The sequence below is a fragment of the Paenibacillus sp. J22R67 genome, from assembly GCF_059692175.1.
Genome location: NZ_JCAUAX010000003.1, coordinates 652,982 through 669,776 on the forward strand (window position 1 = coordinate 652,982; position 16,795 = coordinate 669,776).

At 44.6% G+C, this 16,795-nt stretch carries 15 protein-coding genes; 14 read left to right on the top strand and 1 reads right to left on the bottom strand.

All coding sequences use genetic code 11. The features are described from left to right. Positions 1 to 31: 31 nt before the first annotated feature. From AC58VC_RS14975 to AC58VC_RS14985, 3 genes are all read left to right on the top strand, one after another. A complete protein-coding gene (locus tag AC58VC_RS14975; RefSeq protein ID WP_497369531.1) occupies positions 32 to 1,822 on the top strand; it encodes a FecR family protein in 1,791 nt (596 codons plus the stop codon). 27 nt (positions 1,823 to 1,849) lie between these two features. Next, on the top strand, positions 1,850 to 3,469 hold the full coding sequence (locus AC58VC_RS14980; RefSeq protein WP_497369532.1) for a stalk domain-containing protein: 1,620 nt from the start codon (positions 1,850 to 1,852) through the stop codon (positions 3,467 to 3,469). A gap of 125 nt (positions 3,470 to 3,594) precedes the next feature. Continuing rightward, positions 3,595 to 5,148 carry a L,D-transpeptidase gene (locus tag AC58VC_RS14985; protein ID WP_497369533.1) on the top strand — a complete coding sequence of 518 codons (1,554 nt, stop codon included), beginning with the start codon at positions 3,595 to 3,597 and terminating at the stop codon, positions 5,146 to 5,148. Positions 5,149 to 5,305: 157 nt separating this feature from the next. Here the strand turns inward: AC58VC_RS14985 and AC58VC_RS14990 are convergent, their stop codons facing one another. Then, positions 5,306 to 5,440, bottom strand: a complete 135-nt coding sequence (locus AC58VC_RS14990) for a hypothetical protein (protein ID WP_268894379.1) — start codon at positions 5,438 to 5,440, stop codon at positions 5,306 to 5,308. Between the two features lie 367 nt (positions 5,441 to 5,807). Between AC58VC_RS14990 and AC58VC_RS14995 the strand changes: the two genes are divergently transcribed. The 11 genes from AC58VC_RS14995 (at position 5,808) to AC58VC_RS15045 (ending at position 16,677) form a co-directional block, all read left to right on the top strand. Continuing rightward, positions 5,808 to 7,172, top strand: coding sequence for an ABC transporter substrate-binding protein (locus AC58VC_RS14995; protein WP_497369534.1), 1,365 nt, complete (start codon positions 5,808 to 5,810; stop codon positions 7,170 to 7,172). 87 nt (positions 7,173 to 7,259) lie between these two features. Beyond that, complete coding sequence (locus tag AC58VC_RS15000) at positions 7,260 to 8,165, top strand: carbohydrate ABC transporter permease (RefSeq protein WP_497369535.1); 906 nt, start codon at positions 7,260 to 7,262, stop codon at positions 8,163 to 8,165. 46 nt (positions 8,166 to 8,211) lie between these two features. Next, the gene (locus tag AC58VC_RS15005) at positions 8,212 to 9,051 is read left to right on the top strand and encodes a carbohydrate ABC transporter permease (RefSeq protein ID WP_497369536.1); all 840 of its coding nucleotides are present in this window, start codon (positions 8,212 to 8,214) and stop codon (positions 9,049 to 9,051) included. 138 nt (positions 9,052 to 9,189) lie between these two features. Continuing rightward, positions 9,190 to 10,638 carry a PTS transporter subunit EIIC gene (locus AC58VC_RS15010; protein WP_497369537.1) on the top strand — a complete coding sequence of 483 codons (1,449 nt, stop codon included), beginning with the start codon at positions 9,190 to 9,192 and terminating at the stop codon, positions 10,636 to 10,638. Between the two features lie 84 nt (positions 10,639 to 10,722). Then, complete coding sequence (locus AC58VC_RS15015; protein WP_497369538.1) at positions 10,723 to 11,556, top strand: PRD domain-containing protein; 834 nt, start codon at positions 10,723 to 10,725, stop codon at positions 11,554 to 11,556. A 153-nt stretch (positions 11,557 to 11,709) separates the two neighbouring features. Continuing rightward, positions 11,710 to 12,807 (top strand): quinone-dependent dihydroorotate dehydrogenase, encoded by a 1,098-nt coding sequence (locus tag AC58VC_RS15020; RefSeq protein WP_497369539.1) that lies wholly within the window; start codon positions 11,710 to 11,712, stop codon positions 12,805 to 12,807. 26 nt (positions 12,808 to 12,833) lie between these two features. Further along, a complete protein-coding gene (gene yjbM / locus AC58VC_RS15025; protein WP_497369540.1) occupies positions 12,834 to 13,631 on the top strand; it encodes a GTP diphosphokinase in 798 nt (265 codons plus the stop codon). 3 nt (positions 13,632 to 13,634) lie between these two features. Next, positions 13,635 to 14,063: a DUF309 domain-containing protein gene (locus AC58VC_RS15030; protein ID WP_497369541.1), complete on the top strand. Its 429-nt coding sequence runs from the start codon at positions 13,635 to 13,637 to the stop codon at positions 14,061 to 14,063. Further along, on the top strand, positions 14,056 to 15,060 hold the full coding sequence (locus tag AC58VC_RS15035) for an ABC transporter ATP-binding protein (protein ID WP_497369542.1): 1,005 nt from the start codon (positions 14,056 to 14,058) through the stop codon (positions 15,058 to 15,060). Before AC58VC_RS15030 ends, AC58VC_RS15035 begins: the two co-directional genes overlap by 8 nt. Further along, positions 15,057 to 15,872 (top strand): ABC transporter permease, encoded by an 816-nt coding sequence (locus tag AC58VC_RS15040; protein ID WP_497369543.1) that lies wholly within the window; start codon positions 15,057 to 15,059, stop codon positions 15,870 to 15,872. The genes AC58VC_RS15035 and AC58VC_RS15040 overlap by 4 nt, the downstream gene beginning before the upstream one ends. A gap of 19 nt (positions 15,873 to 15,891) precedes the next feature. Next, positions 15,892 to 16,677, top strand: coding sequence for an ABC transporter permease (locus AC58VC_RS15045; protein WP_497369544.1), 786 nt, complete (start codon positions 15,892 to 15,894; stop codon positions 16,675 to 16,677). Positions 16,678 to 16,795 lie beyond the last annotated feature (118 nt).

Sequence of the window (16,795 nt, forward strand, 5' to 3'; positions counted from 1 at the left end):
GTTTGAAACTAGGGAGGAAGTTGGTGTGGGGATGTCCAAGAAATCATTTGTCTCAGTATGTTTAAGCTTAAGTTTGATATTTAGTTTGATCTCCGTGCTGCTTGTGAAGCCTGTAGATGCTAAAACCGTTCGGGTAGCTGTAGTGTCATCATTATCAGGAGAAGTGACCGTCAAAAAAGGCGGAGGCTCCAAAACATACGATGTTTATGAAAGTATGAGTTTAAATCAAGGTGATACCGTTTATACGGGTGCTAGCTCTTCTGTAACGCTAAATTTGAGCAGTGGAGATGCGGATGTAACCTTGGGGGAAAATGCTGAAATTAACGTGTCTGACCTCAATTCTTCGGATGGAAACAAGAAATCCAAGCTCAAAGTATGGGCTGGTTCCTTGTGGGTCAAAGTGAAATCATTAGCCGGTTCTAATGATGAATTTGAAGTTGAAACGCCAACTGCTGTAATGGGTGTGCGTGGAACGCAGTTCTTTGTGATGGTTGATCCGGTAACAGGTGCTATCAAAATGGCCGTTGGAGCGGGTAAAGTTTCTGCTTCTACCGTAACGACAAACGAAGATTCGGGGCAGAAAACAACCGTTACCTACTTGTATCCAACACAACAAATTTCACTTGATTCCAGAGATGAAACTGAGGATTTGTCCTTGAAAGTGGATTTGCTTGATCTGGATGATTTCGTTAAACAGGCTTCGCCTGAAGTTATTGAGGAATTCATTCTGAATAAAGCAGAAATTGATAAAGAAAATGATGAATTTATTGCCAAAAAAGCAAAAGAACTTGCTGAAGGCAAAGTAACAGATGATGAGAATCTAGTCGTGAAGAGCAAAGAAGAACTCGATAAAGTGAAGCAAAACTTCGATAACTTAATTGGAAACATTGCCAAAAAAGCTTTGGATGAAAAGAAGTTCGATCAATCTTCGATGGATAAAGTGATTGTTGAAGCCAACAAAAAGATATCTGAGGAAAACAAGAAATTAGATTTAAGCAAAGTGGTGGATTTGGATAAAACAGCGGGTGTTGATCCTGAAAAAGAGAAACAAAAGCAAGAACTTCTGAAGAAGCTCGAAGCCGAGAAGTTGAAAAAAAAGCTCGAACAGGAAAAAAAGCAAGTTGAGCTGAAAAAGCAGTTGGAAGCGCAGCTTAAACTTCTGGAAGAGCAGAAGAAAAAGATTGAGGCAGCTACGAAAGCGGCCGAAGAGAAGGCTAAAGCGGATGCATTAGCAAAGCTGAAGGAAGCGGAAGTCGTTAAGCCACCAGCGACTGGCGGCGATTCGAACTCTGGCGGAAATTCTGGCGGAAACACAAATCCAGGCAATCCTGATCCGGGTACACCGCAAACACCAACGCCAGCAGTAAGTTTGAAAGCTGCATTAAATGAGACAAGTCCAAACGCGAATACATACAACTTGGATATTAATTTGAGTGATTTCGTTGAATCTAATGATATTTATGGCGTCGAAGTCCATTTGTTCTATGGTACAAATACTTTTTACAGTGATGATATGGCACCTGTGAATGGGACGATTTTTGGACGAGAAAATAGTACGAATTATGCCGAGCATATCAAAGAATATGAGGGCGATGGTCAAAAAGAGCTCGTTTACACGGTCACAGGCTTTGGGGATGCAGGTAATATTAAGGTTGCTGACATTCAAAAACTAGTGACAATTCCTTTACAAGGTTATGGGCATCAAGAGATTAGTGTTGGAAAAATTGTTATTGTACGCAAAAATGGAACATCCGTTCAAACCATCCCGATTGTTGAATCGAGTATTCAACCTGCAACTCTAGATATCACTACTGGTGTTTAATTGAATTATTAATGAAAGGAGAAACCTATGAAACCCTTAAAATATATACTTATTTCCACGCTAGCGACTGCAACTTTACTTGGAGGTTCATCCGCGTGGGCGGCAGGCTTGTCTGCGGATGCGCTGCGTTCGAGTAATGGCCAAATTCTTGCGGATGTTACGACCTTCGCGGGAATTGGGGATTTTGAAGATTTGAATGGCGATGCTTTAAGCGCCGCATTCCGTTCTCCTGGCAGTGTTCTTCAGCTGCCTGACGGCAGCATTCTGATTGCAGATACTCGCAATCATCTTATTCGTAAGGTCGCGGGAGGCGAAGTTACGACGTTCGCGGGGCCAGAGGTCGTTGTTACCACGAACAGCCAAGGTTTCCCGACGGGGGGGCTGCTTGATGGCAAAGCCTCTGAAGCATTCTTTAATTCGCCGTCAGGATTGGCTGTCGATGGCAAGGGGAATGTGTACATAGCTGACTCTGCGAATAATGCAGTTCGAAAAGTGGATACGAACGGACAAATTACCACACTTGGAGGAAATGGTGTTCCCGGTAAGAAGGATGGTAAAGGAGCGGAGGCAAGCTTCAATCATCCGAGTGATGTTGCGGTAACAGCTGACGGAATTGTGTATGTCGCGGACTCACTCAATCATGTGATTCGTAAAATTGCAACTGATGGCACGGTTTCAACACTAAATAAGGCTTCTAATCGTGCAATTCTGATTCGTCCTGGAGAAGCGTCATTTGCTGGTGAGTATCAAGACGGTAGTTTAGCTGAAGCGAAGTTCAACGAGCCTTCGGGACTTGCTCTGGACAGCAAAGGAAATCTATATGTGAGTGATACGGGTAATCAATGCGTGCGTTATATAGATCTGCAAGCTGGCACCGTGAAGACGGTTGCTGGATCTACAGCATTATTAAGCAATACTACGATTTATGAAAAAAATGAGCTGTATGCCGGTGGAGACTATGCAGATGGTGAAGCGTTAAAAGCTAAGTTTGACTTTCCAAAAGGGCTCGCTGTCACTTCTGAAGGTGGAGTTTTGATTGCAGATAGCTTAAATCATGCGATTCGTTATTTGTTGGACGGCAAGGTGACAACGATTTCCGGTACGGTTCAAACGGGTGAGACTGATGGAGTGGAGCGGGCTGCAGAGTTTTACAATCCTAGTGATGTAATTGTAACTGCTCAAGGAAATATCATCATTGCAGATGCTTCGAATAACAAAATCCGTAAAATAACGCCGTACCATTTACCGGCCAATTTAGCCAGTCAGGGAATTAAGGTCTTAAATGGCGACAAAGCGATTTCTTTCGATGCTCAGCCTGAGATTCAGGATGGACGGACGATGGTTCCGGTTCGCGCGATCAGTGAAACATTTGGTTACGAAGTCAAGTATGCTGAACAAGCGGGCCAAAAAGTTGTGCAGCTAATGAAAGGAAACACGACGGTGGAGCTAACAATCGGTGAAACTGGTGTTGTTCTTAAACAGGCAGGGCAAACGGATGTGAAGCAAGCTACGGACGTTTCGCCATATGTGAAGCAGGACAGGACGTATGTGCCGATTCGGTTTTTCGCGGAACAGATCGGTTTGGATGTGCAATGGGATGAAACAACTCGTACAGCGATATTGCGTACAAAATCTTTTGTGAAATAAGAGCTAAACGGGCCTGACGGGGGAAACCTTGTTAGGCTCGTTTTAATTTAAGCTTCAACTCCAAGCCTCATCTGCCGATAAATTTGAGAGAGTTAGTCTCAAAGTACGAGCGGGAGGTATCCGAGGTGAAAAATAATCATCGCCAAGATCAGCTGGAACGTTTTTTTCAGCATAATCCGATCGAAGATCCGCTGTATCTTAAGAAGTATGTCAAAGAGCATCCTGATCATAAAATGGCTTGGTATTTGTTAGGGCGAGAATATGCGACGCAAGGAAAAGAAGGCAAGGCAGCCTATTGTTTTGCACAGTCTGGCGAGATTTACGAGGCTTTTGAGCGGCAAAAAATAACGATCGAAGGGCCGCTTCCTCTTAGCCCTTCTGTCGCCTCTAAGATGGCCAAGAAAGCGGAGATTACGAGCCGAGTGAGGGGCAAAGGGAAGTGGATGCCGCTCTTGGTTCTTTTGCTGCTATTGGCCGTTCCAGCCGCGATAGATTCTGCGAAGGACGACGTACCCAGCCAAACTGTAAAGGCCAAGCCAAGCAAAGAGGCGAGTGCTCTTGCAGTGGATAAACCAACTCAAATACAAGGAGGTTCACCCGAGCCTGGGACGAAGTTATACTTCTCAGAAGGGGATTGGGGGAGAAAGCTTCAGCAGGTTCTTGTATCGTCCAGCTCGAGCGCCGGTGAGTCGGTTATTATGCAAGCACCACGAAGTGCGGATGGCAAATGGATCGAGTGGAATAAATCGGTGAATCCGCTGCTAAGTGTTACCTCCGAAGGTGGAGGCGGGAGCTCTTCCGCTTTGAAGTACTATCAGTCGCAAATCTGCTCGTGTCAAGTTGCTGATAGCTCGGCGCTTGTTCCGATCATTGATCAATGGATGAAGGATCGTGAGCAGGCGGTCGTGCTGCAAAGCGCGATGAAGGCTTATCAAGCAAAAACGGGTTCGATGCCGGAGTCGCCAGACCAATTAACCAAACCTTATCCGGATAATTTACTTCCTGGGCTTACGCCAGAAATGATGGAGTTGTTTCCACAAACGCTCAAGCTGCTGAAAGCTGAACTCGCCAAACCAGGACAATCTCTAGAGACGAAGCAAGCGGTGGGGCAAGCTCAGGCCAATCAAGGGACCGAAGAGGTTGCTGCGCCAAGCAGCTCGCAACCCAAAGCATCAAGCGATCCGCTGCGTGAACCGCTCAGAATTATGATTGATACGGATAAGCATCTTCTTGCATTAGTCAGTGGAGATAAGATCATCCGCAGTTATCCTGTTGGGCTAGGCGGCGAGAAAACCCCTCAGGGTGATTTTATCATTAGCGAAAAGGTGCGTAACCCGAACGGCAAATCAAATGGTGAGTTTGGGAGTCGAGGTATGACTTTATCTGATACCCTGTATGCTATTCATGGTACGAATAAGCCCTCCAGCATCGGTGAAGATGAGTCGCACGGCTGTGTTCGGATGCAGCAAGCGGATATTGAGGAGCTCTACAACATGGTGACGCATCAAACGAAAGTGACCATTGGCAAAGGGATACTGCCTGAGCCGGGTTTCGGCGAAGGAGCAGGAGCCGGTTCCCCTGGCAGTGGAGCTGGGCGAGGGAAACCAGAACAATCCTTCGGACTGCCGCTTCAGACGAACGACAGCAACCCAGGCAAAAAGTATAAATGGTTGGATTAGCCCTATCGCCTTATAAATAATCGAAGCAAACCCCGCCAGAATCAGATTCGGACGGGGTTATTCGGTGCTCATTCAAATAGCGAATGATTTGTATTGACAATCAATAAGAAAGCGATTACAATTCAAAATGTGATGAATTCAATCATTTCTTTTGCAATCATTTGTCCAAAATGAGCAGTAAGGTCATGGCTACAATGACAACAACCAAAATGGCGCCTGTCCAAATGATGGCTTTCTTATTGACTTCCTCTTTGGCTCTACGATTGACTGCTGTTGGTTTACGTTTGGACATAGGAATCACCCTTTACTTAAGATTAAACGATATGATCTATCATATCACAAGTAGGGTCGAACATAGAATATAGTAGTCACAAGGAAATTTTTGAAACATGTATTGACGCTCATGTCATTATATTGTAAGATTTAATCACACGAGATAGCGAAAACAATTGAATATGTTAGTTTTAATAACATGTTACCGTAAGGGCATTAGTTATTAGAAGAATGCAAGTCTTCTTCTATAACTATGCCCTTTTATTTTTTTTCAACAGTTGAATGCTGAAGGGGGTTGGTAGCACAAACGACGGCAGCTTAGTAAACCGGGAAATCGCTACTCCAAATAACAAACAGATTTATTAAAAAAGGGAGAAGATGAACACATGAAAATGAAAAAATGGTCAACAATGGGCTTAGCTGCATCGATGGTACTAGTAGCAGCAGGCTGCGGTAAAACTGCTGCTCCAGCAGAAACGACAAAACCAGCTGCAACAACGGCACCTACAGCAGCAACAACAGCAAGCGCTGCGCCTACTGCGGCAGGTGCGAAAAAATTAACAGGTGATTTTGAAATCCAATACTTTGTTGGCGGATACGGCGACAAATGGTGGAAGAAAGTTATTGCTGATTTCCAAGCAGCAAATCCAGATTTGAAAATTAAAGAAAGTGCGGGACCAAAAATCAACGAACAAATGAAACCCCGTTGGATCGCTGGTAACCCACCTGATTTCGTATATATCGACGGACCTGAGTTGTTCGATCGCCAAATGGTGACAGATGGTCAACTGGAAGATTTGACTGAATGGATTAAAGACGCGAAAAACGTTGACGGCGATAAAATTATGGATTTACTTGCTCAAAAACCACAAGAGTTTGACGGCAAAATCTATAACGTTCCTTTCGTAATGAGCTCATGGGGCATTTTCTACGATAAAGCTCTGTTCAAAGAAAAAGCGTGGGCAGAGCCTAAAGACTTTGAAGAATTCCTAGCTGTAAGCGAGAAAATTAAAGGCGCAGGCATTAATCCTTTTATTCACACGGGTAAATACCCTTACTACATCAATGGCGCTGTATTATTCCCAGCAATCGTATCTGCGAATAACAATGACTACAAATTGCTGCAAGATATGTCCACAAACAATCTTGAAGCTTGGAAAAACCCTGCCATCATCAAAGGTCTAAACAAAATCGTTCAATTGCGAGATAAAGGATTCATCGATAAAGCATCCGTTCAAATCAACCACACGGATTCCCAATCCTTGTTCCTACAGCACAAAGACGCTTTCATTCCGAATGGTCTGTGGCTGCCTAACGAAATGGCGAAAGACGTTCCAGCTTCCTTCGACTTCGGATTCATCCCATCCGTCACGCAAGATAAAGGTGGGAAAGTTGTAGCGAACACGTCTACATCGACATTTGCCATCGCGAAAAAAGCGAAAAACAAAGATGCTGCAAAAGCATTCATGCAGTTCGTATTCTCCAAAACGCAAGCGTCCCAATGGGCTGAGCTAAGCGGTGCTCCTTCTAACGTTAAAGGTGATATCTCTTCCTCCAAAGCACCTAACTTCGTTAAAGACGCTGCCAAATTCTTGTCCTCACCTGACACTGTGGTCGTACCGACGGTTTCCTTCGCAGCAGACGTTGACAAAGCTATGCAAGATGCGAGTGTTGCTTTGACAATCGGAACAATTACACCTGAAGAGTGGGTAAAACGTGTAACTGATGTCGTAGCTAAGCAGAAGAAATAGGAACTGAATGAGGAAGTGCGGAGAACAAATAAGGCTAACTGCCCTAGGCGTTCTCCGCCATTTTAATGATAGGACGGTGAAGATAGAATGAAGGCCAAGTCAAAAGTGTGGAAACGGAATATGTTCATCGCTTCATTCATCATTCCGACTTTTTTGTTCTTCTGTGTATTTACAATCTACCCTGTTATACAGGCCTTGCAGAAGTCATTCTATGATTGGTCCGGAATGTCGGAGAATAGCGAGTTTATCGGTTTTGACAACTTCAAAGAGTTATTTAAAGACCCAATTATTCTAAGAGCTATTGGGAATGATTATTTCTTAGTCGTTGGAAAAGTGATTGGGATTATGATTCTGGCTACGTTTTTCGCAGTTGCTTTGACACGCTTCAGAGTGAAAGGTTCCGGGTTTTTCAGAGCTATCTTTTTTATCCCTAATGTCATCTCGGTTGTTGTTATCGGTGTTCTCTGGAACTTCATCTACAATCCGCAAATTGGATTCCTGAATGCTTTCTTGTCCCTTTTTACAGGTGAAAAGGTTGATATTACTTGGTTAGGCTTTCCTCAGCATACGATTTGGATGTTACTGCCGCCTACAATCTGGGCTGGTATCGGTTTCTACATGATCTTGATGATTGCTGCAATCGTGAATATTCCTGCTTCCTATTATGAAGCAGCTAATATAGATGGAGCCGGTCAATGGTCGCAATTCCGCAACATTACGATGCCGCTCATCTGGGAGCAAATTAAAGTTTCCGTTGTTAACATTGTTATCACGACTCTCAATGGTTCCTTCGTAATTGTTCAGCTGATGACGAACGGCGGACAGCCTGATAATACAACCCAAGTGATGGGATCTTACTTGTATCGGATGGCTTTTCAACAATATCATTTCGGTTATGGAGCGGCCATCGGTGTTATGATCCTAATCGTCTCACTGATCACAACCCTTATTCTGCAGCGCGTTATGCGCCAAGAAGCCATCGAAATGCATTAAGGTCATCTTAGAAAAAGAAAGATTCTGAAGGAGGGGAAACCATCGTATGGAGATCAAAAATCCGTTAGCCAAAATGTTTGTCTGGATCATTCTTCTGATTTGGAGTGTTGCCGTCCTCTATCCTTTGTTGTGGACGCTGCTTGACGCACTCAAAAATAATGAGCAATTTTTCCTGAATGCCCCTTGGGCGCTGCCGAAAATCCCGCTGTTATGGTCAAACTTCTCCTATGTCTGGAGTAAATATAACTTTAGCACTTATTTCCTGAACTCCATTGTTGTCACAGTAGGAAGTACCTTACTCGGGATGATTCTTGCAGCGATGACCGCGTATATCTTAGCTAGGTATGATTTTAAAGGAAATAAAATCATCTTTACGATTTATATCTCCTCTATGATGATTCCTTTCGCGTTGGCCTTGATTCCACTGTTCTTCTTGCTTAATGATTTACAGTTGATCAATACGTGGCTGGGGTTGATTCTTGTCTATGCGGCGCTTAACTTGCCATTTGGAATCTTCCTGCTGGTTGGGTTTTATAAATCGCTGCCAAAAGAAATTGAAGAAGCCGCTATTATTGACGGGACATCCCACTATGGCACCTTCTTCCGAGTCATGCTGCCGTTGTCGCAGCCAGGTCTGATTACGGTTATGATTACGAATATGCTCAATAACTGGAACGAGTATTTCTTAGGTGTTGTTTTGACCAACGAGCCAACGAAGTACACGCTTCCCATCGGCCTTGCCGTTATGCAAGCGGAAATGCAGTATCGAGTGGAGTGGGGGCCGTTGTTCGCAGGACTTCTGATTACAACGCTTCCAACCCTGATTGTGTATATCATCTTCCAACGCCAAATCGCAAGCGGGATTACGGCTGGAGCGGTGAAATAACAGCAAACTGTTGCATAGAAAAAACACCTTATCCTAGAGGATTTTATCCTTTCGGGAGGGTGTTCTTTCTACTATAATTGGGATAGGAAAGAGCAAACAAGAAACGGCCAAACTTGTGGGCTTAATAGGTGAGACATAATGAGAGCGATGTATCTTTTGCAGAAAATGGGACGTTCCTTAATGATTCCGATTGCGGTGCTGCCGGCGGCATCCATTCTTTTACGTATAGGCAAAATGACGTTCAGTGATCCTTTTCTTATGCAGGTGGCTCATATTTTTGAGTCAGGCGGAAGTGCAATTTTTGATAATTTGCCATTAATCTTTGCGATCGGTATTGCCATCGGGTTGACGTCCGGAGATGGTGTCGCGGCATTGGCGGCTACGGTTGGATATCTCGTGTTTAATAATGTTTTGCAGCTTTTTCATACAGGTACGGACTCGGCTGAGCGCTTGGATATGGGGGTACTCGGAGGAATGCTTGTAGGCGTTCTGTCGGCCTCTCTCTTTAATCGCTTCCAGCATATTCAGCTGCCTAAAGCTTTAGGTTTTTTTGGAGGGAAACGTTTTGTTCCTTTACTAACAGCGATGGTGATGGTTTTTCTAGGGCTGCTGATGGGCTCCATCTGGCCTCCGGTGCAAAGTGCGATTAGCGTTTTCGGGTTATGGATTGTTGATAATGGGAATATCGGCATGCTCATCTATGGCATTATGAATCGTCTGCTGATTCCTACCGGCTTGCATCACATCATTAATAATATCGCCTGGTTCCAAATCGGGGACTACAGCACGGTGACTGGTAAAATCGTACATGGCGACATCTCCAGATTTTTCGCAGGCGATCCTGAAGCGGGTATGTTTATGACCGGATTTTATCCCGTGTTTATGTTCGGACTTCCTGCAGCAGCCTTGGCCTTGATTAAGAGTTTACCAACGGTCAATAAACCATTGGTTGTTCCAGTTCTGCTAAGCGCCGGTTTGACCAGCTTTTTAACAGGTGTGACAGAGCCGATTGAGTTTGCCTTTATGTTCGTTGCTCCCGGATTATACGTCATCCATGCCTGCTTAACGGGCATTTCAATGCTGCTTATGAATGTGCTTCAAGTAAAAATGGGATTTGGTTTCTCAGCAGGGTTTATTGATTTTTTACTTAATTGGCACATCTCCACGAACCCTTATCTCATTCTCATTGTTGGAATAGGTTACTTTATTCTCTATTATGCAACGTTCCGGGTTTATCTGTATTTCTTTCCGATGAAAGGTTCTGCTCGTGAAGAAACGGCTGAGCTAGAAACTGTGGATGCCAGTCCTCCGATCGAGACGAAAGAAGATCGTCCAACCCGCATTTTAAGACATATCGGAGGATCTTCAAACATCATTTCGATTGATGCATGCATCACGCGACTACGTTTGCTTGTTAATGAAGAGAAACTCGTGATGGATAATGAACTCAAGGATCTAGGTGCGATAGGGGTTATCAGGCTTGGAAAAGGGAATGTTCACGTTGTATTCGGCACGGAATCTGAGCAGATTCGCGAGAGTATTAAACCTATGCTTCACACGCAAAAAGACAAATCAGGACAAGCCTAAAATTACCCCACAAAGTGACGTATGCCATCGAAGTTTATTCCGATTACTTGCGGGGACCCCGAAACAAATATTAGGAGGCGTCTTATGATTGAACGGACGATCATTCATGTGCTCTCACACAATGTGGTGATGGCGCATTTGACATCAGGGAAAAATTCGATAGCTTTTGGTAAGGGGATCGGCTTTAAAAAGACGCCAGGCATGCCGATAGATGAAACAGAAATCACGCAAGAATTCCTGTTACATACATCAGAAGTGCTTAGGAACTATGAACAAATTCTCAACGCCGTAGATGTGAAAATTATTGGGATCACCGAAGAGGTTATCGCCTATGCGCAGAGCATGCTGGAAGGTGATTTCTCGGAGACGATTCATGCCTCATTAGTAGATCATATTAATTTCGCGGTTGAGCGGCAGAAACGAGGTATTTTCATCACAAACCCCTTTGCCTATGAAATTGGTTATATGTACCCTGAGGAGTACAAAGTAGCCAAGAAGTCAGTCGAATTCCTCAACGATCATCTTGATGTCAAATTACCAGAGGATGAGGTTGCCTTTTTGACGATGCACTTTAATAGCGCGCGCAAAAAGGAGCAGGCATCGGATTCCTTGGCGGTAGTCAGAATCGTATCGAAAACGATCGAATCGGCCAAAGAATTAGGTTTTAGCTTCGACGATTCCTTCTCCACCTTGCGGTTTATCAGTCATTTGAAGGGTGTCATTGAACGGGTCAAACAAAAAAAGACACTTCAAAATATGCTGTTGGATAAAATCAAAGAAGAGTACGGGGACACCTATGTGAAGGCAAAAGTTCTGTCACTTATGCTCAGCGATGCGCTTCAATTGGAAGTGCCGGATGACGAAACAGGTTATCTTACGATGCACTTGGAACGACTGCTTATGCGCTCAGAAGTATAGAGTCTGGCTAGTGAAATCTATTCCCTTGCAACCTTCATGGAGCAGGGATTTTTTGTTTGAAAAAATAAGTTTAAGCCTGACTTCGGATTGCATAATTGGGCATTGTCAGCTAAACTGACTGTTAGAGTCATTAGAGAACGGAGTGCATAGGACATGCTGTATAAGAAGTTAGCAAAACCGATTTTGTTTCGAATGGACCCTGAGAAGGCGCATCATCTGACCATTGACGGTCTAAGTGCGGTAACTCGTTTCCCAGGCGGAGCGCAATTACTTAAATCGATGTACGGAGTGCAGAACTCGCCTCTTATGAACCAGCGAATATGGGGACTTGAGTTCGCCAACCCGGTTGGCTTAGCCGCAGGATTAGACAAAAATGCAAAAGCGGTGAAAGGCTTCTCACAGCTAGGGTTTGGATTCATGGAAGTTGGTACGATCACTCCCAAGCCGCAATCAGGCAATGAGCTGCCGCGGTTATTTCGTTTACCCGAAGACAGGGCGCTTATCAATCGGATGGGCTTCAATAATGTAGGGACGGACGAAATGGCGCATAACCTGCAAAAGACAGGCAAGCGTGAGATCCCAGTAGCGATCAACATAGGTAAAAATAAAACGACTCCAAATGAGCAGGCCGAAGAGGATTATCGGGCTTGTATCCGGGAGTTATATACATATGGCGACTTCTTTGTCGTCAATATTAGCTCACCAAATACGCCGGATTTGCGTAATTTACAGCATGGGAATGATTTGAAGCGATTGCTTGATGCGGTTACGGCCGAGATGCAGCTTCAACAGACAAAGAATGGCCATGCAGGTAAGCCTGTTCTTGTCAAAATAGCGCCGGATCTCACGGATGATGAGTTGGAATTAACCGTGCACGCGATTAAGGACAGCGGAGTATCTGGCATCATTGCGACAAACACGACGCTGAGCAGAGCAGGACTCGTCCATGCGAATCGTTCGCAAGCAGGCGGGCTTAGTGGAAGTCCGCTTACAGAGCGATCCACCGAGGTCATTCGACGCGTCTATCAATTGACCGAAGGCAAGCTTCCGATCATTGGGGCTGGCGGGATATTTACGGCCAAGGACGCTTACGACAAGATTCGTGCCGGCGCCAGCTTAGTTGAAGTTTATACAGGATTAATCTACGAAGGTCCAGGCATTCTTACGAACATTAATCGCGGACTTGTAGATTTACTCAAAAAAGATGGATATACTCATATTTCCCAGGCAATCGGTGCAGATCACAACTGACTTCATTCGGAATGGAGGAAAAATCAATGGATGGACGAGACTGGAAAAAATTTCTCCTGCCTTACGAACAAGCGGTAGAAGAGTTGAAGGTGAAATTTAAAACGCTGCGCGGCGAACTGAAAAGCAGGGAAGAATATGCCCCCATTGAATTCGTGACGGGCCGCGTTAAGAAAATATCAAGCATGTTGGAAAAAGCGAATCGATTGAGCGTACCGATGGATCAATTAGAATCAGGCATTGAGGATATTGCTGGTATCCGGATTATGTGTCAGTTCGTTGCGGACATCGAGCGTCTTGCGGAACTTATTCGCAGTAGGCAGGATATGACGATTGTCTACGAGAAGGATTATATTACCAATAAGAAGCCAAGCGGATATCGAAGCTTTCATATCATTATTGAATATCCGGTACAAACGGCTTTAGGCATGAAGCGAATATTGGCCGAGGTGCAAATTCGAACACTTGCCATGAACTTCTGGGCTACGATTGAACATTCCTTGAATTATAAATATAAAGAGCAACTACCAGCTGATGTTAGGGCTCGTCTAAGCAAGGCAGCAGAGGCCGCCTATCTGTTAGATCAGGAAATGTCCAGCATTCGCGGGGAAATCGTTGAATCGCAGAAAATGTTTGAAGATAACTCGAATTTAGTCAATAAAGTACTCAGCAACATTCAGGAGCTTTATTTCTATCATAGATTTCGGGAAGCAGCGCAATTTCAGCTAAGATTCAACGAGATTTGGGAAACGGAAGACGGTTTAAGCGACTTATCTTCCGATCTTGAAATCGCAATCGCCCGAGCGAAAAAAGGAGATCAGAACTGATCTATGGCTGCTTACGATCGATTATATGTTGCTTACTTATATTATTTTAATGAGCTGCGCGATTATTTTGAATGTCATGAAGTGATGGAGGAGCTTTGGCTGGAAGAAGGTCGGAGCCCCCTATATCAAGGTCTACTGCAGATTGCAGTGGGCCTTTATCATCATGCGAATGGAAACGTAAGCGGTTCCATTAAGCTTTTTAGCGCAGGATTGGATAAATTAGTTCCTTACCCGGTGGATTCCCTTGGAATCGATTTAGGAAGATTGATGGAAGAGAGTAAGACCTACGTTACGAAGCTGCACCGGATTAAGGAAGAACCATTCGCTCCGTATGACCTAACCATTCATCTCATAGACCCGGAACTAAGTGATCTTCTGGATGAAATGAAGCTGCATCCACCCCAGCATGAGGAGGAGGAAGGCCATGATTGAGGTTCGCAAGCTGAGCAAATGGTACCAAGTGCACGAACGTGAGCCAGGTTTCATTGCGTCTTTCAAAAGCTTGTTCCATCGTAAATTCCGTACGGTTAAGGCCGTAGATGATGTATCCTTCTTCATCCCCGAGGGAGAAATTGTCGCCTTTCTTGGACCGAATGGGGCTGGCAAAACAACAACGATGAAAGTCCTCACTGGACTGCTGCATCCTTCAGATGGTGAAGTGAATGTAGGCGGTTTTGTTCCATTTCAGCATAAAAAAGAGTTCAAAAAGCAGATTTCTCTGGTCATGGGGCAGAAAAGCCAGTTGATCTGGGATCTGCCCGCTGCAGAAACGTTTCTCGTAAATAAAGTGATCTACGAAATACCTGATCAGGATTACGATGAGACATTGGGAGACTTGGTACAGCTCCTGCAGCTGGAGGAAGTTATCCGCAAGCCAGTCAGGCAGCTCTCGCTTGGAGAACGAATGAAATGTGAGCTAGCAGCTGCGCTCCTGCACCGGCCAAGAATCGTGTTTCTCGATGAGCCGACGATTGGGCTTGACGTGAATATGCAGGAAGTCATGCGCCGGTTCATTCAGGATTACAGCCGCAAATATAAGGCGACCATTCTGCTCACGAGTCATTACATGGCCGATGTTACAGCATTATGTGAGCGAGTGTTAGTCATCGGCAAAGGCCGTCTGCTATATGATGGGGCGATCAATCAGCTGATAGACAAGTACGCGCCTAACAAGCGTATTCGTCTCCAACTGGCAAAGCGTGCGCACGAGCGAGAGCTTGAGGATGTTATCCACGGGATGGGAACGATAGTCCACTATGCGTTTCCGGATCTCAATGTGGATGTACCTAGAGAGCAAGTTTCTGAGCTTTCGGCAAGGCTTTTATCCAAGCTGAACGTACTCGATTTGACGATCGAAGATCCATCCATGGAATCGGTGATTGCCAAAGCATTTGAGGCGAGGACCGAAGGGGGAAGCGCCGGATCATGATAGGATTAGCTTTATTTTGGCAAAAATATCGCGTCTTGCTTCGGGTGGAGTGGGCGGTTATGTTTGCGTACCGCAGTGAGTCGCTAATCTGGATGGTTGGCGCTTTCATACAACCGCTTGTCTCTATGGCCGTGTGGCTGTCGATTAGCAACAATCAAGCTATTGGCGGATATGATGCTCATGATTATATGGTGTATTTTCTAGGTGTTCTTCTGGTTGACCGTTTAACGAGCACTTGGGATGTATGGGAGCTAGACGCCAGCATTCAGGATGGATCGCTGTCTTCAAAGCTAGTTCGTCCTTTACACCCCGTGCATTGGAGCATCTCTCAAAACCTTGTGTACAAACTTTTTTTTGCGTTTCTCTTAATTCCTGCTTGGGTGATTGCTGCAGCTTTGTTCCCTATGTTAAGGCTGACTATTTCCTTGGAAATAATTTTTCTTTTTTTATGCGCTATCGCTGTCTCTTCAGCAATCCGTTTTCTGATCGGCTTTGAATTTGGTTTGCTGGCCTTTTGGACGAATCGGGCTACGGCAATTTACAGCCTTTACGAGGGGTTCCATCTTTTTCTTGCAGGTCGAATAGCACCTCTAAGCATGTTTCCCTCATGGGTTGAAGACGTTGCTGCTTGGTTGCCCTTTTATGGTACAGTTGGTTTTCCAGTAGAGCTCCTAGTTGGTAAAATCGATCCAGGTTCTCCAGCAATCCTTCGCAATTTCGTGATTCAACTTGTTTGGCTCATCGTTCTTTTCGTAACATTTCGATTGCTGTGGAGAAAAGGGATTAAGAAATATGGAGCTGTTGGCGGATGAGAATGGAGGGAAGCCTTCGATGAAATATATGAGGCTATTCCGCGAATTTATGCGTGCCTGCTTAGTAGAGGAGTTTGAGTATCGCGCTAATTTTGCAGCGAATATGCTGTCGACGGTGTTTTGGTTGGTGATGGCGATCCTGACCGTGCAGTTATATTTTTATCGGACACAGGAGATTGGCGGTTGGGACTTCTATGAAGTGCTTGTCCTGCTGGGCATTTTCAATGCGGTGCATGGGTTTATAGAATTTATCTTACAGCCCAATATGTCTCGTCTTGTTAATCATATTCGCAAAGGGACACTGGATTTTGTTTTGACGAAGCCTGTAGACAGCCAGTTCTATATTAGTTTCAGACATCTTGTTTTCTGGCGTTTATCTGACGTTGTGCTCGGATTTGGCTTAGTTGCTTATGCACTTTGGCAGCTCCACGCTGTTCCTAGCTTCGTCGAGCTCATACAGTTTGCTATTGTGTTTCTGGCGTCTCTAGTCGTCGTTTATTCGCTTTGGATGGGGATGATGATGTTTTCCTTCTGGGCTGTAAAAGTCGATAATTTATCCTATTTATTCGGCTCATTTTTTGAAACGGCAAGGTTTCCGGTTTCTGTATATAAAGGTTTTTTACGGTTTGCGTTAACGTATATATTTCCGATTGCTTTTATCACAACTTTTCCTGCTTCCGCACTTATTGGACGTATTAGTAGCTGGCAGGTCTTCTCGAGTGTAGGAATTGCCGTCATTTGTTTGGCTTTGACACGTGTCTTATGGAAGTTTGCCTTGCGGCATTATACAAGTGCTAGCAGTTGAAAATGAATAGGAAAAAAAGGACTTCTCCCCTTCCTACGGTGGTAGAGGTCTTTTTGTTTTGTCACGGATCCTCGATACATAATTTTGAGAGTGGAAGGGAAAACTTCCCACAAGATGA